Raw genomic sequence first — 23,538 nt, 5'->3', positions numbered from 1 at the left:
ACTCCTAGTATGCTCCTTCCTGAAAGTTCAACCACCCAACGAACGATCTCGAACCATCTTGTTCAACTCGCGTTCGATGCCTCAGTTCGTGCTTGCCGCGGCGGCATCCAGCTCACCGGCAAAGTAGCTCTCGCGAAAGCGGATTCGTGCCTCAGGAAAATCGGGAATCTTTACCCGTATCCTGTGCATTCCCGACGCAGGCTCGCCGTTCGCCTCGGCATGCGGCTGAAAGCTCAACAGATAGTAGTTATGCACGTGATTCGATAGTTGATGCAGACCTTCATCGAAGCCTCGCTGCGTGGTGAAGTTGATATACTCGCCGCCGGAGAGCGCAGCCAGCTCATGCGCCGCATTCTTCTTCAGGGCGTTCACCGCCATCACCAGTAGGCCGATCGGCCCGCTGCCGCCGCCGTACTTCAGATCGCTCATAACCTCCGTTTTTCCTGGCCCAAAAGCCACGGAGTCGACGACAGTATTGGTTCTCCCAAGCGCAGCGACCACTTCGGCCGGCTTGGCTGTGCTGCCGTGGTCACGGGTCTCGCTGATCAGCAGAATCGCGTGGCGATAGTGGTTCTGGCGGGCTTCTAACAGCTTCGTTGCGTAAGCAACGGCGTCGAGAGTTGAGGCTTCAGGATCGTCGCAGGGCTCGAGCTGCGCGAGTGCGCGGGCCATGGCGTCGACGCTATTGGAGAACTTGCCGAGCAGCAGCGGTGCGGAGCCGTAGGTGACGATGGCGACCTCGCGCGGGGCGTCGCCGGCGATGCCGTCGATCATCGAGCCGAGGCCGCTTAGCTTGCGGTACTCGTAGCCGGCAGAGCGGCTGCATTGGACGACGACGACGAGGGAGAGGCCAAGGGAGTCAGTGTCTTGATCGACGTGAACTGTCTGGGGAACTCCATTATCTTCAACGACAAACTGCTCCGGCTTGAGCTCGTAGATCATCTCGCCGTGTTTGGTCTGGACGGTGGTTGGGACAAGGACCACGTTGGACTGGGCTTTGAGGGTGTAGCTCTGAGTGTCCGTCGGCGCCTGGGTCTGGGCCATGGTGGGGAGTGCGGCGCAGAGCAGGAGGACGGTGTGGAGAGTCCGCATAGCTCAAGTCTAAACGGAGAAAAATTTGGTTTTGATTACAAAAAAAATGGTTTGTGGCAAAGAGTGGTTTTTACTGAGGGTTTAACGTTTTTGTGGTGTTTTGCGATGGTGAAATCGTGGTGTGATCGTGGTGGATTGCATGGCTGACGTGGTGTTTTAGCTGTCACTTTTTTGGAGTCGAACGATGCGCCACCTTTCTCAACTTTATTTTCGTGTCCGGATTTTCGCGTCTGGATTTCACGTCCGGAAAGAGGTCTTTCCCATTTGCGTCCACCCGATAGGAATCTGTACTGCCTCGCGGCGACTTACTTCAGGATTACTCATCTAAGTTATAGTCCGAGGGTGGCTGTCTGATCTCCCCCCGGAACCAAGATTGAACCGAAAGTTGACCTGATGACTACAAGCTCTGCTGTTGCTTTCCCCTCCCCTGAGACGACCTCAGCTCTCACGTATCCGACTGCCCGCAAGGTGGAACAGACGGACGACTACTTTGGCACTACGGTCAGCGATCCCTACCGGTGGATGGAGGATGTCGACTCCGCCGAGTTGAAGACCTGGGTGGACGCCGAGAACGAGCTGACGCAGAGCTATCTTGCGGAGGTTCCCTCTCGCGAGACGATGCAGAAGCGGCTGATGGAGCTGATCAACTTCGAGCGATACACTGCTCCTGCGCGGCGTGGAGCGCGATACTTCTACTCGCACAACAGCGGGTTGCAGAATCAGAATGTCCTCTACTGGCACGAAGGTCTGGAGGGCGAGCCGAAGGTACTGCTTGATCCGAATACCTTCTCGGCCGATGGTACGGTCGCGATCAGCGGCCTCAGCATCACCGACGATGGATCGTTGGCGGCTTATTCGATTGCCGACGCAGGCAGCGACTGGGTGAAGTGGCATGTGCGCGATGTCACGACGGGCAAGGATCTGCCCGATATCGTCGAGTGGTCGAAGTTCAGCGGGGCGGCGTGGCTCAAGGACGGCAGCGGCTTCTTCTACGAGGGCTACGACGCGCCAGAGGCCGAGGCGCTGAAGGCCGCCAACTACTTTCATAAGGTGTTCTTTCACAAACTCGGCACCCCGCAGAGCGAAGACAAGCTGGTCTTCGACCGTCCTGACGAAAAGGAGTTGAATCTCGGCGCGCATGTCACCGATGACGGGCGATACCTGGTGCTCTACCAGAGCAAAGGCACGAGCCCGAACAACGAGGTCGCCATCAAAGACCTTCAGCAGCCTGACTCCGCGATTCTGAGGTTGATCGAAACTGCGGATGCGACCTACGCGCCGATCAACAACGACGGCACTCTCTTCTGGCTGCTCACGACGCTCGATGCCCCCAACGGCAAGGTCATCTCCATCGACCTGAATCATCCCGAGCGCGAACACTGGAAGACGGTGATCCCCGAGAGCAAAAACAAGCTGAGCGACATCTCGATCATCGACGATACGTTCATCGCGAACTATCTGGCCGATGCGCAGAGCCTGATTGAGCTTCGCAGCCTTGATGGGCAGTTAATCGAGCGGCTGAAGCTACCGGCGATCGGCACCGCCTACGGCTTCGGCGGACTGCGTGAGGATACCGAGACCTTCTATCAGTTCACTAACTTTACGACGCCGGGTACGATCTACCGGCTCGATGTGAAGACGCGCCAATCAACCGTCTATCGACAGCCGAAGCTGTTGTTCGATCCGGCGCTCTATGAGACGACTCAAATTTTTTACACCAGCAAAGACGGCACGCGCGTACCAATGTTTATCAGCCACAAGAAGGGACTTGTGCTCGACGGCAATGCGCCAACGCTGCTGTATGCGTATGGCGGGTTCAATGTGCCGCTGATGCCGGAGTTTTCTTCCGCGCATGTGATGTGGATGGAGATGGGCGGGATCTATGCCCAGCCCAGCCTGCGCGGCGGCGGCGAGTATGGCGAGGTGTGGCACGAGGCGGGAACACGGCTGAAGAAGCAGAACGTCTTCGACGACTTCATCGCTGCAGCGGAGTGGCTGGTCACGAACAGATACACCTCTGTAGCGAAGCTGGCCATCTCCGGCGGGAGCAACGGCGGCCTGCTGGTTGCCGCATGCGAGTTGCAACGGCCTGATTTGTTCGGCGCTGTGATCGCGCAGGTTGGCGTGATGGATATGCTGCGCTTCGACAAGTTCACGATCGGCTGGGCGTGGAAGGAGGAGTATGGATCTCCTTCAGAGAACGCGGAGGAGTTTGCCGCGATCTACAAGTACTCGCCACTGCACAATATTCGGCAGGGCGTGGCTTATCCGGCGACGCTGATTACGACGGGCGATCATGATGACCGCGTCTATCCCGCGCACAGCTTCAAGTACACGGCGGCGTTACAGACTGCCCAGACGGGCACGAATCCAATCCTGATCCGGGTAGAGACGCGGGCGGGACATGGGGCGGGAATGCCGCTCAGCAAGCGGATCGAGGCGACCGTGGATCAGTACGCTTTTCTGGTGCGCGAGTTAAATCGGTAAGAGACTGTCCAGACGCTGTCCTGCCGGACGGGCCCACTACGCGTGGGGCGGGCGTTTGCACGCCTTTTTAAAGCTTCGCGTGATCCTCCCGTTGGTCGGAATCAATCTTCCCTCGCGACCAACGGGAGCGCCAACCGAAGGGGTATACCCATCACGAAGTGATCGCCCCGCGCGCAGCGGGCCCGTCCGGCAGGACAGCCTCTAAGAGATTTTTTTTCGAAGGAAGACTGTCGCCTGGGGATTGTCGTTGTAGCGTTCGCATGGAACGTACCCGCGCCTTCGATAGAGAGCAATTGCAGCCTTCAGACCGTCGTGGCTATCGAGATAGATCCAACGCAGCCCCCTGCTTCGAGCGAACGCCTCCTGCGCATCCAGCAGCTTGTCTGCGATGCGATGCCCGCGGGCGGAGGGTTGCACGTAAAGCCGCTTGCACTCACCGGCGAACGGAAGGGAGGTCATCTTTCGCAGCAGGACGCAGCCGACGGGCTTGTCTTCCAGGCAGGCGAGCCACACGCCGGAGGAGGGCTCGTCGATGATCTCCTGTATCGCAGGCGGGGTATCCCGTACAACGACATCGATCGCATCGTAGTACTCCTGCAGGAGTTGAAGCACCTCGTCGCTGCACTTCGACACGCGAACGATTCGCAGAGAAGATTCTTTCGGCCGACTCAAGATAGAGCGAACCTTCGAGAGCGAATCAAGCAGCACCTCGCGGTCGGGGGAGCCAAGGTCTGCGAGCAGCTGCTGTATTTGTAACTCAGACTGTTCGTTGAGCCGCGCTACGGCTCTGTCTCCCGTCGGCGTGAGCGTAAGCAGCCTCTCCCGGCCGTCCTGCTTTGAGGCGCTCTGTCGCACCAGCTTTCGCCGGGTGAGCAGGGCGAGGCTTCGACTGATGTATCCGGCGTCGAGGCCGAGAGTGTTGCGTAACAAGGATGCGGTCTGTTGGGGGTTGGCTCCGATCTCATACAGGATACGAGCCTCAGTCAGCGAAAAGTCTCCGTCCAGATGCCGCTTTCGCAGCAAGCCCAGTCGCGCGGTGTAGAAGCGGTTGAACTCTCGTACCGCAGAGACCTGATTCCGTTCTTCGAGGTTGCTGACGGCCATAGAAGGAGTCTAAGTTTAAATAGTTGCTAAAAGCAAGTATTTATAACTCCCACGTTTTCCAGTGACCCAAAGGAGAGCGCGACGGAGTTGGCTTGATTGAGTGACGGGGGCACTCGGCGGGTAATAACCAGTTGCGTAATACAGCTTGCGGCACGTGGTGGCGGGATTCAAATTTTTATTGCTATCTTTGCGGCGATACTAGGTTTGTCCCGCTTTCGGGGTATATCCAAATACCCGACATTTGTGGTGATCCGGCGGAGAAATGTGAATCCGGAGACATCGGTTACGCGTCTTATAGACACGTAGAGAGGTTGCCTTATGAAACTGAAATTTTCTATCGCGTTTCTGCTGGCGTTGGCTCCTGTGTTCGCTTCTGCGGCACCAAAGCAGCCTACAGCCCATTTGCGGCCGCAGGGGTATCACGACCGTTCCCCGAAGGCTCACATTCAACACTCGTACCCGCACCATGCCTAAACTCTTTTTTAGCTGGCGTTGAGGCTAGACCGAGTCAACCTTTGACTCGCGTGCCTTGCTGATAAATGCTGCTAGTTTTTCCGGGCTCTTCTGGCCCAGCTCAAACTCCACACCACTTGCGACATCCACTCCCCAGGGACGAAGCCCCTGAATGGCCTCGGTTACGTTTTCCGGGCGAAGTCCGCCTGCGACGATCAGCCTGAGTTCTGGCGCGGCCTCGTCGAAGATGCTGCGCGCGGTGTCCCAGTCGAACGAGATGCCGGTGCCGCCGAGGGCTGCGCCTACCTTCGAATCGATCAACACTCTATCGACTAAACCGTCGGCCGCAATTTTGCGCAGCTCTGCGGCTACGATCGCCGCGCTGGCCGCGTCTGCATCGACTTGCCAGTGAACGGTCTGGATGAGGGAGACCTGGCCTGCGAAGAGTTTATGCAGCCTGTGGATGAGTGCGAAGTCTACGCCGCTGTGGAGCTGAACTGCGGTGAGACCGGCCTCGTGTGCTGCGCGAGCGATCTCGTAGGCATCGACTGCGTAGAAGACGCCTACGCGTTCGACGGTGGAGGGAAGATGCGGCGTGATCTTTGCGACCTGGGCGGAGGTTACGCGACGGGGGCTTGGAGCGAAGACGAAGCCGAGCGCATCGGCACCGAGCTCGGCGGCTAGTTTTGCATCGGCGAGGTTGGTGTTGGCGCAGATTTTAATCCACATGACGTTGACCGGCTCCGCTGGCGGGCCTTCTGGTTGGGGCCTTCTGTTTAGATGTCGGAGGAGTACTCACGATCCAGAAGGGTGGCAAGTGCGGCTGCGGGGTCAGGCTGCCGCATGAGCGTCTCGCCGATGAGGAAGGCATCGTATCCGGCGGCTCGCAGCCTGGCGATGTCTTCGGCGGTGCGGATGCCGCTCTCGGCTACGGTGACGGCGGCCTTCGGCAGGGATTGGGCGAGTTCGAAGAAAACTTCGGTGCGGACGGAGAAGGTGCGCAGATCGCGGCTGTTGACGCCGATGAGGTCGAAGCCCAGAGCGATGGCGCGTTCCATCTCTTCGCGGTCGTGGGTCTCGCAGAGGACGTCGAGGCCGCGGGAGCTGGCTTCGTCCCGCAGATCGACGAGTGCGGTGTCGCTGTGCGCTGAGACGATGAGCAGGATGGCATCGGCTCCGTAGGCGCGGGCTTCGAGGATCTGGAAGGGATCGAGGATGAAGTCTTTGCGGAGGCAGGGAATGTGGACGACGGACGACGCCTGTTCGAGGTAGGCGAGCGAGCCCTGGAAGAACTCCTCGTCGGTGAGGACCGAGAGGGCTGCGGCACCGGAGGACTCGAAGGTCCTGGCGAGGGTGGCGGGATAGAAGTCGCTGCGGATGAGACCCTTGGAGGGCGAGGCTTTTTTGATCTCGGCGATGATGGCGGGGCCGGTCTTTGCTGCTGCCTGGAGGCCGGCACGGAAGCCGCGCGGGATGTGGGCAGCCGCCATGCTCTCAAGCAGCCCGAAGTCCGCGACCGCCTTGCGAGCTCTTACCTGCAGAAGCGTGTGCGCAAGAATCTGATCGAGCTGAGTGGGCATAGTCCCTTTGCGATGGCTGGGTGGTCAGTTCCGGATGAAACCGGTTCGACCAGTACTCGGCTGCCCTTGGCGGCTACTGTAAGCTGCCTGCCTGCAACCGAGGTTGAAACTTTGGTGCCGAAGGGGAACTCGAATTGCGTGCCCCACCGAGCCCCTTCTATTTATTGGCAGTTACGCCTCTAAGATTATGGTTCGAAAGAGACTTACCTATCGCTCACTCCAGCTATTGCCAGCGGCGTCCAGCCATTGACAACATTAATACTACCCATGATTAGTAAAACAGTAAAACGTTATCGCGGGCGGTTCAGTAGGTGTCAGTCCTGAGTCGGTTCAGGTCGACACGAATGGCTCGCTGGGGCTCGAACGGCATCGCATTCGTGACGAACAGCCAACTCTACATGACGGGCGCTGCCGGAGTCCCTTATATATGCTCCAGGGAAGTGGCGTTTCGGGTTTGCCATAGCTACGTCGGATGGTTGCTAATCTGGGTCCGGGTTCTCATCCCCCACGGGTAGAGCCTGGCCGAGGAGGATCTCTAACATGTCACGGAAAGTGGATCTCTACGATAGTGCGTATGGAAATTATGAGTCGGCTACCTACCGCCAGGTGCGCATCGAGACCTATGGCGAGGACTTTGGGCAAACGAGCTGGGTTACGACGGAAGAATCTAATGCAATCCCCCAACTGCTGCGGCTGAGATCAGATTCGTTTGTGCTGGAACTGGGGTGCGGTTCTGGGGGATATGCGTTGCACCTTGGAGAAAAAGTGGGCTGTCGGCTCATAGGGCTGGACATTAACGAACCGGGAGTTCGCAATGCAAATCAGCTTGCGCTGGCAAGAGGTCTCGCTTCCCAAGTGCGTTTTGAAGAGTGTGATGCCTCGAAGAGGCTACCTTTCGAAGACAACACCTTTGATGCTGTGTTCTCGAATGACGTTCTGTGCCATCTTCCAGGACGCCCCGAGGTGTTGGCTGAGATGTTTCGCGTTCTAAAGCCAGGCGGACGCATGCTGTTCAGTGACGCACTGATAATTGGTGGAATGGTCTCCCACGAAGAGATCGCTACGCGTAGCTCGATCGGCTTTTACGTCTACAGCCCGCCCGGAGAGAATGAACGCCTCATGGAGCGAGCGAAGTTTCGACACGTCCGCGTACAAGATACAACCGAGAGCGCGGCTCGGATCGCGAAGCAGTGGTATCACGCACGGGAGAAAAGGAAAGAGGAACTGGTCGCAGCGGAAGGCAATACTAACTTCGAGGGACTGCAACGGTTCCTCTCCTGTGTCCATGTTTTGACGAGCGAAAAGCGTCTGCTGAGGTATCTGTACGTTGCCAGTAAGGAACCCGGAGATGACCTCACTCCGTGATTGCATGAAATGTGTCGCAGATACTAAATGCCGCGCTATGCGTCATGGTGGGCGTATAGTCCCTACCGTGACAACTGGAAACCTCACTGGTAGCGCTGCCGCCGATTCAGGGAGCGATGCGTGTTGCTAGTCCGGAAAGCCCATAGAGCCAGACCACGAGCGAGATGACGGAAGCTAGAGTTGTCAGCGAGACGGTGGACGCTACCATCATTTCCTCGCAGTGATACTCTCCGGCAAGAATGTAGACGGTCTTGGCTGTGGGCACTGCGGCGCAGATTACGGCCGCAATGGTGTAGAGGGGGTCGAGCCCCAGGCCCACGCTCAATCCGTACACGATCAGAGGCATGATGACCAATTTGACGGCCGAGAGCAGCGAAGCTCGCCCAATATTGGCGCGCAATCCATCGATCGACAACCCCAGTCCGATGGCGAACAGAGCACACGGCGTGAGCGCACCTGCCAGGATGCCAAGATACGCGGTGACCGGCCCGGGCGTACGGAGGCCGAGGACCGACCAAAGCATGCCGATCAGGGTTGATAAGACCATCGGGTTAAGCACCACATGCTTCACTGTGACCATTGGGGCCGTGCGTGCGTCATGCGCATTCCGCTGACCAAGTTCGAGCAGGATCACGGCTGCTGGAAACATCACAACGGCCACAAATACTGTGGCGATCGCCGCCGGCAACACGGCACGCGGACCGTAGATCGCCTGCAGGACGGGTAAGGCGACGAAGCCGGTATTGGTCATCGATGCCGCCATGCCATGCATCGTTCGGCTTGCGAGGCTTCGGGAAGCATGAATGCTCATGATGCCGAACACGAGGATGAAGCAGAGGAGGGAGCCACCACCAAAAGCAACAAGAAAGCGCCAATTGATCAGCGAATGACTTGGTTCTTGTGCAATGGTGACGATCAGCAATGCTGGCATTGCGATGTTATAGGCGAAATGAATCAGTGCGTCAGACAACGCCCGCGACAGATAGCCCGTATAACCAACGAGCCAGCCAGTCAGGATCACTGCAAATACAGGAAGGATAAGGTCAGCGATCCGCATCGAGGATGTCTCAGATTGACCCTCTAACAGTTGCATGGAGAGGAAGGTGCAGTCAATCGACGAGGATTAGCTCGGTTCGGTGTCGAGCAGCACCGCTTTGTCAACAGTTAGGCTCTGGATCGTCGATTTGTCAAAGATGAGCATTGGCCCTTGAAGCAGACTGTCAACTGTCGCCACCTAGCCAAAGCACTCATCGAAATCGGTTTGCGCATCCACGATTGGATAAGCTCCCTAGGGTCCATGGCGAATGCCATAGGCTGGACGCCGGGAAGCACCGGCCCTGGACCGCCACTCGCATCCAAATCGAATCTGTAGAGCCCGCCGGTAAGTCCAATCAGCAATCTGGTCACCGTGTACCTCTGCCCGTCGACCGTGCCTTCAACAGTCCCTCAGATGTTCATCGCTGCTTCCATCCTCTGTTTCCGAAACGCCGTTCTCATCGGTGAAGCATCGATAGCCAAACAATATTAGTAACGACAAAACGCTCATCTCGGAAGCTACCGCAGCTTCCGAGATGCCGAATTTATTGCATCGAAGAGTCCCCTGCGCCCGTTCGCCTTACTTGACCATCTCCTGTGCGAACGCCTCGATCGTTGTCGGCCCATGAAACTTCTCTGTCCCCGAATTACCGAAGTGGATCCAGCCCGAGTTGAAGCTCTTCACCATTTCGATATAGAGACCCGTGCGATCGGCTGGCGTACCCATCGCTTCCAAAACGTTCTGCCAGGCAGCTTCAGGTAATTGCACGGTCTTGACCCCACGGCCCAGCGCCCTACCGAAGGCGGCCGCCGTTTCGTGCAAATCGGTTCCACCCTCAGGCCCGTCTACCTCCAGCACACGCTCGCCCGTCCAGGTCTGCAGCAACACCTTGGCGCCCGCCATACCGATGTCTCGCGTGGCAACCAGCGGGAATTTGCGATCAAGTGGCGAATAAAAGAACGGCATCTCACCCGATGCACGGATGTGGTCCAATGCTCCCAGCCAGTTCTCCATGAAACTACCCGCGCGCAGGTACGCCACAGGAATCGGCAGCGTGCGCATAGCTTCTTCCATCAGGTGGGTCGACGTGATCAGCCCTAACCCGCTCGGTTGCTCCGAACCGATAGACGAAAGAAACACAGCCTTGCCAGGATTCGCCTGCTCCAGCGCCTCACGGATCGCAGCGATCGTACGCCTCTGGTCCGGCAGCCCGGGAGCAGGCGCAAAGTCCGGTGGAATCATCGCGAACACACCCTCTGCCCCAGAGAACGCCTTTGCGAGCCCCGCCGCGTCGTCATAAGCGGATCGCACTAGCTCCACACCGCGATCAGCCCAGGCTTTCGCCTTCCCCGAATCGCGCACCACACCCCGCACTGTTTTACCTGCAGCGAGTCAGGTTCTCCGCCACTGCGCCGCCAACTTTGCCCGTAATTCCCATCACTGTGAACATGTCGTTCACCTCCTATGCAAGTAGATACTTATATTAGAGGAAAGATGCAAGTTTTTACTTATATGCTTCCTTTCTGCGAGAATCCTCCTGTGACCGTCTTTGATCCAACCCGTAAGCGCAACGCTCGTGGCGAGCAGCGCCAGCAGGCTCTGCTCCGCGCCGCTGCCACAGTCTTCGGTCGTCTTGGTTACCACCAGACCACCACAAACGCGATCGCCACGGAAGCGGGCGTATCTCCGGCTACTCTTTACCAGTTTTTCCCCAATAAAGAAGCCATCGCCAGCGCACTCGCCTCGATGTACGCGCGCGAAATGGCCGAGGCAGAACGCGCAATCGACTCCGAAGGCATATTGAGCTTCACAGAAGCGGTCGGCGAACTGATCGATGTGTGCATGAGTTTCAACCGGAAGCATCCCGAGTTTCACACCCTCGTGGTCGACGCACCGCTCTCACCTTCCGCCCGTGAAGACAAACAGGTTCTCGGGCAGGTCTTCGTCGACTTCATCGCGGCCCGCCTCCGGCGCGAGCTACCCACTCTCTCTCGCTCCGAAGCGGCCCACCACGGGCAGGTGGCCCTTATGATCTTCCGCGGGATCCTCGACGAGCTGACCGTCGCCTCGCCTCACGCCCGTCCGCGCCTGCAGCAGGCGATGCGCAATGCCGTTCACCGCTACCTGACCCCTGTACTTACGGAATCGAAAGCAGGCGCGCAGTTAGAAGTGCATAGATGACGAGAAGACGACTGTCTGGTAGCCGCTGCCCGGTGCGCGGCTGATGGCGATTACGAGGCTGTAGTGTGTTGGGTTTTAGCGGGACGCCGTTGCCGTTGGTGGAACCTGCAAAATTCAGCTCTCTTCCGAAGTCGTGGTGAGTGAGCCAGACGAAACCAGTAGTTGCCAGCAAATAGTAAAACGGCTAGTAAAAGCCGTTCACTATTGAAAAAAGATAGTATTGGTGCCGAAGGGGGGACTCGAACCCCCACACCCTTGCGAGTACATGGACCTGAACCATGCGCGTCTGCCAATTCCGCCACTACGGCACGGTGTCATTCGCCCCACCGTAAAGGCCGGAGCACGCTAACCGCGAGTCTCTAGTTTTACAAACGCGGCTGCTGCTGTCAATGTGGCTGCCAGTCGCGTGGCTGGAAGCCAGGTCGCTGGGGAGATGAGGCGTCCGGAGAGGGGAGCTCGCGCATCCAATAACCAACGTAACAAAACACAGGATCGGATTGCGAGTCTTCTTCCCAGCAAGCGCGTCTAGACACAAAGGAAGGCTGACACTTTTACATGAATGAACCGAAGGCTCTCTCCCAGGGGACAAACGTCGAAAAGATTCCAGAAGATATCTCAGTCGAGATGCGCAGAATCGCACACGATCTGAGCAATGCGCTCGAGATCATCGTCCAGACGAGTTATCTTCTGAGCACCACCGAGCTGAAAGAACCGGCTTCGGACTGGCTGCGCATGCTCGACGGCGGCGTGGAAAAAGCACTGAAGCTCAATCTGTCGCTGCGCAGCTACATCAAAGAACACACCTCAAACTAGCACTCGGCAGAAGTGCGGATCAGGAGTTCTTTCGACGCCGTGCGGGCTTCGGCTTGGCGGAGGCCTTTGTCGCCTTCTTCGCAATGGCTTTTTTGACGACGGCTTTCTTGGCGACGGGCTTCTTTCGGATGGAAGTCTTCGCGGTAGTAGTTTTCGTGGCCGACGAGCTTCTAACTGCAACCTTCTTCGCGACCGCTTTCTTCGCGGCTGCTTTCTTGACAATCGATTTCTTGACGACTGCTTTCTTTTTGCCAGTCGCTTTAGCAGCAGGGTTCGACGCGGCTGGCGTCAAGCCGAGACCGGCCAGCTTTCGCTCGTGAGAGGCGATCAGGTCTTCAATCTGCTGCAGCAGAATCCGGGTGTGCATGGGCTTGACCAGGAGCTGGTCCGCGCCCATCTCCTGCCAATCCTCTTCGGCGACCGGGAAGGCTGTCAACAGGGCAACCGCGGGATGGTAGTTTGCCGACCGCGCAGCCTTGATCACCTCGATACCGGCGACATCATGCTCCATGCGCATATCGGTGATCAGCATCTGGTACTCGCGGGTATGCAGCTTCGAAACGCCCTCGCGCGCGGAGGCGGCTGTATCCACGTCAAAGCCGCTGATCTCCAACACAGCCTTCAGGGTCAGCAGAACAGCGACCTCGTCATCGACCAATAAAATGCGGCGTCTCATTCGGTTCCTTTCCGAGGGCTTCCGTGCAAACATACATGATCGGGCCTCCGATTCCAAAGTTGGCGGACTAATGGCGAAAAATGGATCGCCCGGTAAGGCTCCTGGCGAGGAGCATAATGCTCTTTCTTCGTCACTGATTCCAAGGGGCTTCGTGCGCGAAGTGTTATACTTCACGTTGCGGTGCAACCTTTCGTGAGATTTGCATCTAAACCCTAAACAACGCATAGCGGCTGAGAAGATCCGCTGTGGAGGCGACTTATTCCACCAATTGATAAACGTTCCGCCAAGTCTTTTATCCGCACCAACGAACGCATCCGCGCCCGCGAGATTCGCGTCATCGACGAAAATGGCGAACAGCTTGGCGTCATGGCTCCCTTTGACGCCCTCAAGATGGCCCGCGAGCGTTCGCTTGACCTGGTAGAGATCTCCCCCAACGCCGTCCCCCCTGTCTGCAAGATTCAGGACTACGGAAAGTTCCTCTACGAGAAAGACAAGAGCGATCGTGCTGCCCGCAAGAAACAGAAGGTCATCGTCATCAAAGAGGTCAAGTTCTCTGTGACCGTAGACGAGCATGACTATCAGACCAAGAAGAATCAGGCTGTCCGTTTCCTGGGAGAAGGCGACAAGGTCAAGGCCTCCCTGCGCTTCAAGGGCCGCCAGATGGCGCATCGCGACCTCGGCTACAAGATCATCAATCGCCTCATTCTGGATATCGGCGATGCCGGCCTGGTGGAGTTCATGCCCCGCATGGAAGGCACCACGCTGCACGCCATTATGGCTCCGTCCAAGAAGGTCGAGGCCGCTCCAAAGAAAGCTGCCTCTTCGGCCACCCCGGCCTCTGGCACCAAGCCTGCCGAACCTGCAGTTCCCACCCCCGCTCAGGCCTGAGAAAACATCCTCTTTTTGCCGCCGATTTCAGGCTGAAGAGGGTGCGCAAAACATTTCGGCTTTCAAAAGTTACAAGTCCCATCAGACCTGCTCGGTCTAATGGGACTTTATTGTTTTTACCGATCTCTAGGTCGATCGACTCTACCCCTGCGCCTCAATCCGCCCATTGATCGGAAACTCTCTAACTGTGAGCCGGCAATAGATTAGGCTCCTTTGAGCAGGACTGTGGTGGGTCGCGTCCCGTGACAAGAGGCCTCTGCTGCCAATCATAATTTGATCCAGATATGAGGGTCAGTCTGCCAGCATCACCCATTAGCGACGGCAGTTTAGTTACTTTAGTAATGAAATATGTTTTATACTTCTATATGCAATTGATTCTATTAGACTTAGTCCAGTTTGTATCCTATGGTTACATCATCTGGTTTGTCCAGAGAAATCTTTTTACAGAAATACAACTTTGGGGGTATCTCGTTATGAAACATATCGTTCGCGCTTTCGTCGTCGTCCTCGTCCTCACCGGTGCAGTCGCCACAACCCAGACCTCGAACGCCTCCGCAAAGAACAAGATCACTGCCAGCCGCGTCAGCATGCTGCCGGTCCCTATGTGCGCACCAAACGATCCTAATGCCTGTGGGATGGGTACTCGCTAAGTTCGGGTTGCTTTTGCAGTATTCCCTGAAAAGAATCAACAAATTACAAGGCCACGGAGTTCCAAATTATGAAACATATCGTTCGCGCTTTCGTCGTCGTCCTCGTCATCACCGGTGTCGCCGCCACAACCCAGACCAGCAACGCCTCCGCGAAGAACAAGGTCGTTGCCAGCCGCGTTAGCATGTTGCCGGTTCCTATGTGCGCACCAAACGACCCTAATGCCTGTGGGATGGGTACGCGCTAGTTAGGGTTGCTCTCGCAATGTTACCGCAACAGAATCAACAAATTACAAGGCCACGGAGTTCCCAGTCATGAAACACATCGTTCGTGCTTTCGTCGTCGTCCTCGCCCTCACAGGTGCAGCCGCCACCACCCAGACCTCTTCCGCCAAAACCAACGCGGTAACCGCGTCCCGCGCCAGCATGCTGCCCGTTCCTATGTGCGCTCCGAACGATCCAAACGCTTGTGGTATGGGAACTCGATAGTACTACCGGCAACTTTTTGCAGGATGGCACTTTAAATATCTTGTATCCGCGCCGGTAATAGGCTAGCCTCTGTTTGTATTTACAGGTACGCCTATGAATGAATTCATCTCCAGCTTGACGGCACGTATGGACTATCTCGAGCCGATTCTTTGTGGAATGCTCATTTTCTTTCTGGTTCGCGGTAAGGCCGCCCGGCAATTCGGCTTTCTAGTAGCCCTTTTATCTGTTCGTCTCGCTTGCTCAGTTATCTGTCTGCCGTTGCTCTATTTGAGCCGGCACGCGATCGAGCGGCACTTGGCTTATCAGGTCTATTTCTACATCTACTGGACGAGCTACGCTCTGGAAGCGATCCTCTCTCTTCTGGTCATCTACAGCATCTTCAAGCTTGCGATGGCTCCCTTGAAGGGCTTGCAGGCGCTGGGGATGCTTGTCTTCCGCTGGGTGGCGGCCATCTCAATTGCGGTTGCTATAGGGGTTGCAGTGACTCCTCACCTGAGTGGAATCACATTCATGGTCGCGATGATCACGCAGCTCCAGCAGACCTCGAGCATCCTGACACTTTGCCTTCTGTTGTTCGTATGCTTCGCCATCCGGCCAATGGGGCTCTCATTCCGTAGCCGGATCTTCGGGGTGAGTCTTGGGCTCGGTGTGCTCGCAATGGTCAACCTGGTCAATTCCGCATGGCTTGCCCGGTATGCCAACATGTACTCGACGTTTAGTTTGATCAACGGAGTTGCGGTTGGATTGACTCTGCTCACCTGGTCCGCCTACTTCGCGTTCCCTGAGCCGAAGCGCCGTATCATCACTCTGCCGACTACCTCGCCGTTCCTTCGCTGGAACCAGATCTCGATGGCTCTGGGGGACGATCCCGGGCATGTGGCTGTTGGTGGGATTCCACCGGAGCTCTTCGCCCCGGCGGAGCTTGAGGTCATGCGCCGCGCCTCAGCGAAGATGGCTACCGGAGCGATCGACGCGCCTGCTTCCATGCACTCTCTGTCCGCATAGAGCAGCATTCGAAGAGCAGTACCAGGTATCTTCCGAAAGACACGGAAAGCAAAAAGGCCATCCCCAAGCGGGATGGCCTTTTTGCTGCTTATCTGGTTCGAGCTTCACTTAGAGCTTAGTCACGCTCAGATTCAGAACGCTTCCAGTTGATCAGATCGCCCAGCGTGGTGCTGCTGCTGTTGCTCGAGGAGGAGGAGGAAGAGGAACCGGAGTTGTTGCCCTTGGGCGACTTCTCGCGCTCCTTGTAGCTCTCGACCTCGGCACGGCTGGCCTCTTCGCCGACTGCACGAATGCTGAGACCGACCTTCTTCTCCTCCTGATTCATCTTGACGATCTTGAACTCGTGCTCAGAGTCCACATCCATCGCGACTGGCTTACCCTCGGCATCAATCGCCTCGGAGACGTGGCAGAGGCCCTCGACTCCTTCGGCGATCTCAACGAAGGCTCCGAACTGAGCCGTACGCAGGATCTTGCCCTTGATGACATCGCCAACGCGGTGCTGGGCGAAGAACGTATCCCAGACATCCGGCTGAAGCTGCTTGACGCCAAGCGACAGACGGCGGTTCTCAGGCTCGACGCCCAGAACGATCGCACGAACCTTCTCGCCCTTCTTCAGGACTTCGGAGGGGTGCTTGATGCGCTTGGTCCAGCTCAGGTTCGAGACGTGTACCAAGCCGTCGATTCCGTCCTCGATTTCGATGAAGGCACCGAAGTCGGTCAGGTTGCGAACGCGGCCCTCGATGATGGCACCCGTCGGGTACTTATCTTCGAGCTGCTCCCAGGGGTTGTCCTGCAGCTGCTTCATGCCGAGCGAGATGCGGCGGTCGTTCGGGTTGACGCTGAGGATGATGGTGTCGACCTCGTCGCCGGGCTTGACCATCTTCGACGGATGCTTCATCCTCTTGCTCCATGTCATCTCAGACACGTGAACGAGACCTTCGATTCCCTGCTCGAGCTCAACGAACGCGCCGTAGTCGGTGACCGACAGAACGCGGCCGCGAACCTGCGCACCGATCGGGTAGCGCTCAGTGGCATCGAGCCACGGATCAGGCGTGAGCTGCTTGAAGCCAAGCGAGACACGCTGCTTATCCTTGTCGAACTTCAACACTTTCACCTGGATCTCGTCGCCAACGTTGACGAGGTCGCGGGGATGGGTGAGCCGGCCCCAGCTCATGTCGGTGATGTGAAGCAGGCCATCGAGGCCGCCCATATCGACGAATGCGCCGTAGTCGGTGAGGTTCTTCACGGTGCCGGTCAGGACGCTGCCCTCTTCCAGGGTGGCGAGAGTGACGGACTTCTTGGCGTTCTGGTCTTCTTCAAGAAGCTCTTTGCGGCTGATGACAACGTTGCCGCGCTTCTTGTTGAGCTTGATAACGCGAACTTCGATCTCGGTGCCGATGTAGCCGTCCAGATTGCGGACGGGACGTACCTCGACCTGCGAACCAGGCAGGAACGCCTTGATACCGATATCAACGGTGAGACCACCCTTGACGCGGCTGAGAACCATACCCTTCACAGGGGTCTTGTCGTTCGCCGCCTGCTCCAGCTTGTCCCAGACCTTGTGACGGAGAGCCTTGTCATAGCTGACCAGGTATCCGCCCTCGGACTCTTCGCGCTCTACCACAACTTCAACAGTGTCACCTGCCTGGAACTTCGAGACACCATTAATGTCAAGAACCTGCTCCAGGGGGATGAGACCTTCAGACTTAAGCCCGATGTCGACAACAACATGCTTGTCGGTGATCTTGACGACGGTGCCGGTAACGATGACCTCTTCTGCGGTCAGGTTCTGGGCAGCGGCGGACTCGGCAGCCTGTTCGCGATCGAAGTTCGCAAGGGCGGCGGCGAAGTCAGCTGCGTCGTAGTTCAAATCATCGTCAGACTCGTCGACTGCAGCGGTGACCGTGGCAACGGTTCCGTGGTCTGCAGACTGGTGAGCGGCGGCAGCGGGTGCAACATGCTGTGCAGCCACATTTGACTCGTCGTGGGCGGTCTCATGCTGTTGGGTTGAGGTGGATTCAGGAGACAGGTCTGTGTGAGCCGCTGTCGCTTCGGGCGCTAGGACTTCCGTTTCGGTGGTCAGGGGTTTGCTCTCGTTGTGGTCAGGATTATGGTTTTCTACCATGGTGATTTGCGGACTCCGGGATCCAAGAGATTCCTTCCTCTAAGAGCAGCGCGTGGGCGGGAGCAATCAGCGAATCCGGGAGGGGAGGCTGGCTGCTTTCTCTATCCCCGCGACAGCTTCGGCAGGATGGAAGGAATCAGGTCTTGCAGAGGAGCTATTGCACTTGGGTCCCACACGCAATAGCTCACTGATAAAGCATAGAACTTTGCATACAGTACGTCAACAAAAGCCGGACTCTTCGCCTGCATTTTCATCACCATGTCATGCTCGGGAGTGAAGGAAATCTTCTCGGGTCGTACCTAATTCGATGCAGAAAGTCCTGTATTTGATGCAGAGAGTGTGCGCCAAACCGGGCAAAGCGCAGAGAACGAGATGGAATCGGACTGTGTGGCCTGTCCAGCCGCATCCTCAGCCTGAAGGTGCTCTGCCCCCGCGCTATACTCGCCGAATGGACCGCCTCTGGACGCCCTGGCGCTACAGCTACATCACCCGCTCGGACCCGCAGGCCAAAAGCGGGGTTCCTGAGGCTCTCAGCGCGTGGCCCCCGACCGAGGCCCAAGACAAGCACTGCGTCTTCTGCAATATGATCGCGGCGGTCGACTACGCAGTCGATCACGGGATGGACCAGCTCGCCGCCGAAAAAGCTGCGCACATTGTCTGGCGGGGGCAAACCTGCTTTATCTGCCTCAACGCCTTTCCCTACTCCACCGGCCACCTGCTCCTGCTGCCGTACCAGCACCTGGACACGCTGGCTGCCCTTCCCGTCGAGGTCGCCCAGGAGCTAATCGCTCTCGCCCAGCGTTCGGAGCTGGCTCTGCGGCAGGTCTATCTTCCGGGCGGCATCAACATGGGTCTCAACCTGGGGGAGGCGGCGGGCGCCGGCATCGCCGCTCATATGCACCTTCACGCTCTGCCCAGGTGGAGCGGCGATACGAACTTCATGACGGTGACGGCTGAAACTCGCGTCCTTCCTGAGGCTCTGGATGTGACCTGGGAGAAGCTCCGCTCTGCCTTCTAAATTTAATACAACCAAAGCCTTCGGGTCGTCGTCCTATTGAGCAGCAGCTTGAAGCCAGCCAGTTGCTTCACGTTGAGGGCTCAATGCAAAATATCTCTCAGACACTCCCCGCATCCCTACGATCGATCCCGTCCGTTGCGAAGGAAGATCGCAACGCGCCAAAACCCGATCGCCGTCCTTATATTGTTCCCATCCGCAAGCCCGCGACTTCGACTCGCAAATATCTTTCACTCTTCCCACACGAGTCCGAAGACGCACGCCTTACCGGTGCAACCCGCTCTCTCTATCGCAGACTGCTCGCGTTGAATCTTCCCCGTCCGGCCGAGTCGCCAGAGCTTCCCATTGCGCCTAAGGAGGCTAGGGAGATGCGCGTCGCGGTGATTGCACCGAAGACCGCATAAGGCTTTCGACACAAAGATCAGCTAGAAATTCCTTGAAAACTTTGAACTTGCTACATGAAAGTCCCTGCCGCCGAGCAGGGTTTTTTATTTCGGTACAGAACTTCAAGCTAACCCGGGAAACTGTCCTGCCGGACGGGCCTCCTACGCGGAGGGCGGTCGTTCGCACGCCTTTTTAGAGCTTCGCATAGTCCTCCCGTTGGTAGGCATAATCTTCCCTCGCGACCAACGGGAGCGCCAACCGAAGGGGTATACCTATCACGAAGTGATCGCTCCACGCGCAGTGGGCTGTCCGGCAGGACAGTTTCTAAGAGGGCCCATCTTGAGGCGCACTGCTTGCGGCCTTGGGCGCCGCCGCATCGTGATTGCCCGGATCTCTCGACCCCGGCACCCTTGTCGCTTCGAAGCTGGTAATCTTCCACCCGCCCGAGGGCAGCCGTTGATAGACGCGCGTATAGCGGTAGGTTCCCTGAACCGCCACGCCTTCGTTAGTTCCTTCTACCTGGGCGCGAGAGGTCACAATGGCGATCGAGCCGACCAGCTTCACCTGCATCTCGCCCAGATCAAGCTTCGTCAGGACGAACTTGCGAGTGCGCATCCGGTCCAGCTGTTGCATCTTGGTGTTGACCTGGCCGGTCATCGAGATGCCGATGTAATCGTCGGAGAGAAGCTTGTCCATCGCGGCGACATCGCCCGCAAGTTGAGCCTGCCGCCACTGCTCCTCGAGCGCTTCGACCTGTCGCTTGGCATCGTGCTTCTTCTCATGCAGCGGTTGCATGTGACCCGCAAATGCGGCTTGCGCAGGCCATCCTATCGCCATGGCCGCCAGCAACACGCCCGAGCCCATCAGCGACCTACGAATTGGACGACCAGACAACCCCATAAGCGTACCGGATGGTAGACCGATTTACCGCGTTGAGTCAAAACCACTTTAGTCGTACGCGAGTCTCCATGCACTAGACAGAGCCACACGCAAGGAACCCCGACAGAAAAGCATCAACAGACAGCGGTCAGGTTCTCGACCTGACGTTCTTTCATCTTCTGATACAGGCCCCCGATCGCGTACTGATGAAAGTGAGGTGTTCCTCTATGATGCTCCAAGGCCGCGTCGTCGTCGTACTGCTCGTAGATAAGTACCGTGCAGGCCTCTCCTTCGACAAAGTGCGGGATATAGCTGACGCAGCCGGACTCCTTCCGGGAAGCCGCGGTGAGGTGGCAGAGAATCTCGGAGATCTCGTTGCGGTCCGACTGGTCGAAGGTCATTCGCACGTTGAAACTAAGCATAATCGCCTTTTCCTCTACGCCTTCAACGCGTCTTCAAATGCCGGCAGGCTCATGGTCTGGTCGCGGTCCGGGCCGGTGGAGACCATGCCAATCTTCGCCCCGGACTCCTTCTCAATAAATTTCAGATAATCCTGCGCCAGCGGCGGCAGCTTGTCGAACTCGGTGATCCCCTCGGTCGAGCTGTTCCAGCCCTTGAGCTTGGTGTAGACCGGCTCGATGGCGTTGTAGCCCGGCATATCCGCGGGAATCAGATCGGTCAGCTTGCCGTTGACCTTGTAGCCGGTGCAGACCGGGATCTCGGCGCACTCGTCCATCACATCCATCTTGGTGACGACCAGCCACTCGGTCCCGTTGATCATGTTGCTGTAGCGCAGCAGAGGCAGGTCGAGCCAGCCGCAGCGTCGCGGTCGACCGGTCACAGCCCCATACTCCTGACCGCGAGCACGGATCAGATCGCTGGTCGAATCGTGAATCTCCGTCGGGAAAGGCCCCTCGCCCACCCGCGTCACGTAGGCCTTGGTGACGCCGATGACGCTGCCGATTCTCGTAGGCCCAACTCCGGTCCCGGTCACCGCTCCGCCCGCCGTGGAGGAGGAGGAGGTCACGAAGGGATAGGTTCCGTGGTCGATATCCAGCAACGCGCCCTGCGCCCCTTCGAACATGACCTTTCCGCCGTTGTCGATCTCGTGGTTCAGCATGACGGCCGTATCGGTCACAAAGGGTGCAATCTGCTCGGCTGCGCGCGAGTACTCCTCGTACATCGTCTTGGGGTCCAGCGGCTCGGTGCCGAACAACGCATGAGCAATCGTGTTCTTCTCGTGGCAGGCGTTCTCGATGTGCGTCCGCAACAGCGCCGAGTTCAGCAGGTCCACCACCCGCAGGCCACTGCGATGCATCTTGTCTTCATAGGCCGGGCCGATGCCGCGGCTGGTCGTTCCAATCTTCGTGCGTCCGGGCGCATTCTCGGCCGCCAGCTCGATCATCCGGTGGTAGGGCAGAATCACCTGCGCACGGTTCGAGACGAAGAGCTGACCGTCGACCGGCAGACCCGCGTCCTTCAACTTCTTGACTTCACTCAAAAACGCCATGGGATCCAGAACAACGCCGTTGCCTATGACGCCCTTGCACTCCGGCCGCAGAACACCGCATGGAATCAGCTGCAGAACGAATTTTTTGCCCTTGATGATGACCGTATGGCCGGCATTGTGGCCGCCTGCATAGCGCGCCACCACGGAGAACTTCTCCGAAAGCACGTCGACGATCTTGCCTTTGCCCTCATCGCCCCACTGGGCACCCAAAATAACCGCTGATTTGCGTTGATTCACGACGGATGTGTTCTCCAAGGATGGTTGTTGGCCGCAAGACCGGAAGACCGAAGACGCGCACCGCAAACGGCAAATGCGCGCTGCTATCTATCATATAGCGTCGCTGGCTTCGGCGTTTTGCGTCGCCGCCCTCGTCGTTCTACACCCGGAACAGTGGCCAAAAAGAGCCCACCCGCCCGGCCTTCACGGCTGACCGTAGTACAGGTTCCTCGTCCTTGCCGTCATTCCCGGAGTTTCAACACTGACCGCGACCGAGTGAGACTGGTTTGGCCGGTCCGACGGCGCCGGTTCCACGGTGAGCGTGTAAAACGCGTCCGCCTCCGCAACACAGCGACTGATCTGCTGCGTGATGTCGTTGCTGGAGTTGAGTGCCTGCCCGCCGCTCTGCCTCGCCAGAACCTGCAACGCCAGATTGCCCGCCTGCGCCCCCTGTGACTTCGATACCGGCTTCAGAAACTCCTCGTAGTAAAAGAGGCGGTTCGTAGCAGCATCTTCCACGCCCAGCGGATCGATGCTGTAGAGTGTGATCCGAGCCTGCCGGAGGGCCGTGGAGAGATAGACGATCGACGAAAACAGCCCCTGCTCCTCCCGCGCACTCAGCGTAATATTCGGTCCGCTGAGCATCGGCCAGCCCGGGCTTATCCAGATGATCATCTTCCGTCCCGGCTCCTTCGACTCCGTGGCGGCAAGCATATTTATCGCCTTGAGGGAGAGGTCGAAGCGCTCCTCCGCGCCGTAAAAACCTGCCGAGCGTCGTATCGTTCGCAGCTTCGTGGCATGCTGATCGAAGTCAGCCAGCAGCGCATTTCCGTCACTTGAGGAGCCACGCTGCATCTCCGTCCCCGTGTCGCTGAAGAAGGCCAGCGATACAGGGTGGGCTAGCTGCCCGCCGTTTTGCAGAAGAAACTTCTTAAGCTGGTCGCGCTCATACGCCACGCGGGTGAACGAAGTATTCACCTCATCCACCAGGAGGATGACCTTCACCGGAGGCTCGGCTGGGGCAGCGCTATCGACCGCGCGAAACGAAAGGATCTTTCGGATTTGGCTGTTGTCGCGCACGACAAAGTCATTCTGCGTGAGACCGGCTCTAGGCTCTCCCGACCGATCCGTCACCACAACATCCAGCACCAGGTTAGAGTCTCGCACCTCGGAGATTGGCGCAGAGGCCGCTGACAACTGGTCCGCTCGCGGCGGCGTGGGCGCTGCCTGCTGCTGGGAGAATGCCGTGAGAGAAAGACACAAAAGACAGAACAGAACCAGCGGGACCCGATTCAACGCACTCATCACTTCCACCTCAAAGACCTCTCTCCTTGCGGTCGTGCGGCCTGCGGGATAAAGCTGCAGGATGAAACAAAGCGCAACTGTCGATCACAGCGGTCAATCTTCGACCCTCACAGGAAGACGCAGCAGCGAGCCGGGTAGTTTCAGCAAACTTCTCCTCCGACCAACGGGAGGACCGGGCGAAGCGGTATACACGTCACGAGGTGACCGCCCCACGCGCAGCAGGCCCGTCCGGCAGGACAGTCTCTGGACAGCTTCTGAGATGCGACGGCGTCCTCAAAAACCTCCGCC

General features: G+C 57.8%; 23 protein-coding genes and 1 tRNA gene. 11 read left to right on the top strand and 13 right to left on the bottom strand.

Annotation, left to right across the window (positions count from 1 at the left end):
* Positions 1 to 81 precede the first annotated feature (81 nt).
* Positions 82 to 1,092, bottom strand: coding sequence for a VWA domain-containing protein (locus HDF10_RS14420; RefSeq protein WP_183814553.1), 1,011 nt, complete (start codon positions 1,090 to 1,092; stop codon positions 82 to 84).
* Between the two features lie 393 nt (positions 1,093 to 1,485).
* Between HDF10_RS14420 and HDF10_RS14415 the strand changes: the two genes are divergently transcribed.
* On the top strand, positions 1,486 to 3,579 hold the full coding sequence (locus HDF10_RS14415) for a prolyl oligopeptidase family serine peptidase (protein WP_183814552.1): 2,094 nt from the start codon (positions 1,486 to 1,488) through the stop codon (positions 3,577 to 3,579).
* Positions 3,580 to 3,780: 201 nt separating this feature from the next.
* Here HDF10_RS14415 and HDF10_RS14410 read toward each other — a convergent pair whose 3' ends face one another.
* From HDF10_RS14410 to trpC, 3 genes are all read right to left on the bottom strand, one after another.
* On the bottom strand, positions 3,781 to 4,683 hold the full coding sequence (locus HDF10_RS14410) for a bifunctional helix-turn-helix transcriptional regulator/GNAT family N-acetyltransferase (protein WP_183814551.1): 903 nt from the start codon (positions 4,681 to 4,683) through the stop codon (positions 3,781 to 3,783).
* Between the two features lie 498 nt (positions 4,684 to 5,181).
* Positions 5,182 to 5,865, bottom strand: a complete 684-nt coding sequence (locus tag HDF10_RS14405) for a phosphoribosylanthranilate isomerase (RefSeq protein ID WP_183814550.1) — start codon at positions 5,863 to 5,865, stop codon at positions 5,182 to 5,184.
* Between the two features lie 47 nt (positions 5,866 to 5,912).
* A complete protein-coding gene (trpC, locus tag HDF10_RS14400; RefSeq protein WP_183814548.1) occupies positions 5,913 to 6,716 on the bottom strand; it encodes an indole-3-glycerol phosphate synthase TrpC in 804 nt (267 codons plus the stop codon).
* Between the two features lie 552 nt (positions 6,717 to 7,268).
* Between trpC and HDF10_RS14395 the strand changes: the two genes are divergently transcribed.
* Entirely contained in the window at positions 7,269 to 8,081 is an 813-nt protein-coding gene (locus HDF10_RS14395) for a class I SAM-dependent methyltransferase (protein WP_311732760.1), read from the top strand.
* A 106-nt stretch (positions 8,082 to 8,187) separates the two neighbouring features.
* Here HDF10_RS14395 and HDF10_RS14390 read toward each other — a convergent pair whose 3' ends face one another.
* Both HDF10_RS14390 and HDF10_RS14385 read right to left on the bottom strand, forming a co-directional pair.
* Entirely contained in the window at positions 8,188 to 9,138 is a 951-nt protein-coding gene (locus tag HDF10_RS14390) for an AEC family transporter (protein WP_183814545.1), read from the bottom strand.
* A 558-nt stretch (positions 9,139 to 9,696) separates the two neighbouring features.
* The gene (locus HDF10_RS14385; RefSeq protein ID WP_311732763.1) at positions 9,697 to 10,479 is read right to left on the bottom strand and encodes an NmrA family NAD(P)-binding protein; all 783 of its coding nucleotides are present in this window, start codon (positions 10,477 to 10,479) and stop codon (positions 9,697 to 9,699) included.
* Positions 10,480 to 10,611: 132 nt separating this feature from the next.
* Here HDF10_RS14385 and HDF10_RS14380 point away from each other — a divergent pair, with 132 nt between their 5' ends.
* The gene (locus tag HDF10_RS14380; protein ID WP_260177887.1) at positions 10,612 to 11,298 is read left to right on the top strand and encodes a TetR/AcrR family transcriptional regulator; all 687 of its coding nucleotides are present in this window, start codon (positions 10,612 to 10,614) and stop codon (positions 11,296 to 11,298) included.
* Positions 11,299 to 11,519: 221 nt separating this feature from the next.
* Here the strand turns inward: HDF10_RS14380 and HDF10_RS14375 are convergent.
* Positions 11,520 to 11,606: transfer RNA gene (locus HDF10_RS14375), tRNA-Leu, on the bottom strand.
* Positions 11,607 to 11,853: 247 nt separating this feature from the next.
* On the opposite strand from HDF10_RS14375, the gene HDF10_RS14370 reads away from it, so the two are divergent.
* Positions 11,854 to 12,111, top strand: a complete 258-nt coding sequence (locus tag HDF10_RS14370) for a hypothetical protein (RefSeq protein WP_183814543.1) — start codon at positions 11,854 to 11,856, stop codon at positions 12,109 to 12,111.
* Between the two features lie 19 nt (positions 12,112 to 12,130).
* On the opposite strand, the gene HDF10_RS14365 is transcribed toward HDF10_RS14370, so the two are convergent.
* A complete protein-coding gene (locus tag HDF10_RS14365) occupies positions 12,131 to 12,787 on the bottom strand; it encodes a response regulator (protein ID WP_183814541.1) in 657 nt (218 codons plus the stop codon).
* A 243-nt stretch (positions 12,788 to 13,030) separates the two neighbouring features.
* On the opposite strand from HDF10_RS14365, the gene infC reads away from it, so the two are divergent.
* From infC to HDF10_RS14340, 5 genes are all read left to right on the top strand, one after another.
* Positions 13,031 to 13,675 carry a translation initiation factor IF-3 gene (infC, locus tag HDF10_RS14360; protein ID WP_260177905.1) on the top strand — a complete coding sequence of 215 codons (645 nt, stop codon included), beginning with the start codon at positions 13,031 to 13,033 and terminating at the stop codon, positions 13,673 to 13,675.
* A 473-nt stretch (positions 13,676 to 14,148) separates the two neighbouring features.
* Positions 14,149 to 14,325 carry a hypothetical protein gene (locus HDF10_RS14355; protein WP_183814539.1) on the top strand — a complete coding sequence of 59 codons (177 nt, stop codon included), beginning with the start codon at positions 14,149 to 14,151 and terminating at the stop codon, positions 14,323 to 14,325.
* A 68-nt stretch (positions 14,326 to 14,393) separates the two neighbouring features.
* Positions 14,394 to 14,570: a hypothetical protein gene (locus tag HDF10_RS14350; RefSeq protein WP_183814537.1), complete on the top strand. Its 177-nt coding sequence runs from the start codon at positions 14,394 to 14,396 to the stop codon at positions 14,568 to 14,570.
* Between the two features lie 67 nt (positions 14,571 to 14,637).
* On the top strand, positions 14,638 to 14,811 hold the full coding sequence (locus HDF10_RS14345) for a hypothetical protein (protein ID WP_183814534.1): 174 nt from the start codon (positions 14,638 to 14,640) through the stop codon (positions 14,809 to 14,811).
* Between the two features lie 93 nt (positions 14,812 to 14,904).
* The gene (locus HDF10_RS14340) at positions 14,905 to 15,816 is read left to right on the top strand and encodes a hypothetical protein (RefSeq protein WP_183814532.1); all 912 of its coding nucleotides are present in this window, start codon (positions 14,905 to 14,907) and stop codon (positions 15,814 to 15,816) included.
* Between the two features lie 115 nt (positions 15,817 to 15,931).
* Here the strand turns inward: HDF10_RS14340 and HDF10_RS14335 are convergent, their stop codons facing one another.
* Entirely contained in the window at positions 15,932 to 17,941 is a 2,010-nt protein-coding gene (locus HDF10_RS14335; RefSeq protein WP_183814530.1) for a 30S ribosomal protein S1, read from the bottom strand.
* A 448-nt stretch (positions 17,942 to 18,389) separates the two neighbouring features.
* Between HDF10_RS14335 and HDF10_RS14330 the strand changes: the two genes are divergently transcribed.
* Together HDF10_RS14330 and HDF10_RS14325 are read left to right on the top strand one after the other, a co-directional pair.
* A complete protein-coding gene (locus HDF10_RS14330) occupies positions 18,390 to 18,959 on the top strand; it encodes an HIT domain-containing protein (protein WP_183814528.1) in 570 nt (189 codons plus the stop codon).
* A gap of 83 nt (positions 18,960 to 19,042) precedes the next feature.
* Positions 19,043 to 19,360: a hypothetical protein gene (locus HDF10_RS14325; protein WP_183814526.1), complete on the top strand. Its 318-nt coding sequence runs from the start codon at positions 19,043 to 19,045 to the stop codon at positions 19,358 to 19,360.
* A 304-nt stretch (positions 19,361 to 19,664) separates the two neighbouring features.
* Here HDF10_RS14325 and HDF10_RS14320 read toward each other — a convergent pair whose 3' ends face one another.
* From HDF10_RS14320 to HDF10_RS14305, 4 genes are all read right to left on the bottom strand, one after another.
* Positions 19,665 to 20,204 (bottom strand): nuclear transport factor 2 family protein, encoded by a 540-nt coding sequence (locus HDF10_RS14320; protein ID WP_260177886.1) that lies wholly within the window; start codon positions 20,202 to 20,204, stop codon positions 19,665 to 19,667.
* 149 nt (positions 20,205 to 20,353) lie between these two features.
* Positions 20,354 to 20,641, bottom strand: coding sequence for a putative quinol monooxygenase (locus HDF10_RS14315; protein ID WP_183814522.1), 288 nt, complete (start codon positions 20,639 to 20,641; stop codon positions 20,354 to 20,356).
* A 14-nt stretch (positions 20,642 to 20,655) separates the two neighbouring features.
* On the bottom strand, positions 20,656 to 21,966 hold the full coding sequence (locus tag HDF10_RS14310; protein ID WP_183814520.1) for an adenylosuccinate synthase: 1,311 nt from the start codon (positions 21,964 to 21,966) through the stop codon (positions 20,656 to 20,658).
* 183 nt (positions 21,967 to 22,149) lie between these two features.
* Entirely contained in the window at positions 22,150 to 23,250 is a 1,101-nt protein-coding gene (locus tag HDF10_RS14305) for a VWA domain-containing protein (protein WP_183814635.1), read from the bottom strand.
* Between the last annotated feature and the right edge of the window lie 288 nt (positions 23,251 to 23,538).

Origin of the sequence: Tunturiibacter empetritectus (genome assembly GCF_014201375.1) — a bacterium.
GTDB classification, from domain to species: Bacteria; Acidobacteriota; Terriglobia; order Terriglobales; family Acidobacteriaceae; genus Edaphobacter; species Edaphobacter lichenicola_D.
Note: the sequence above shows the minus strand (reverse complement) of the source record. Positions and strands in the feature narration are given on the sequence as shown.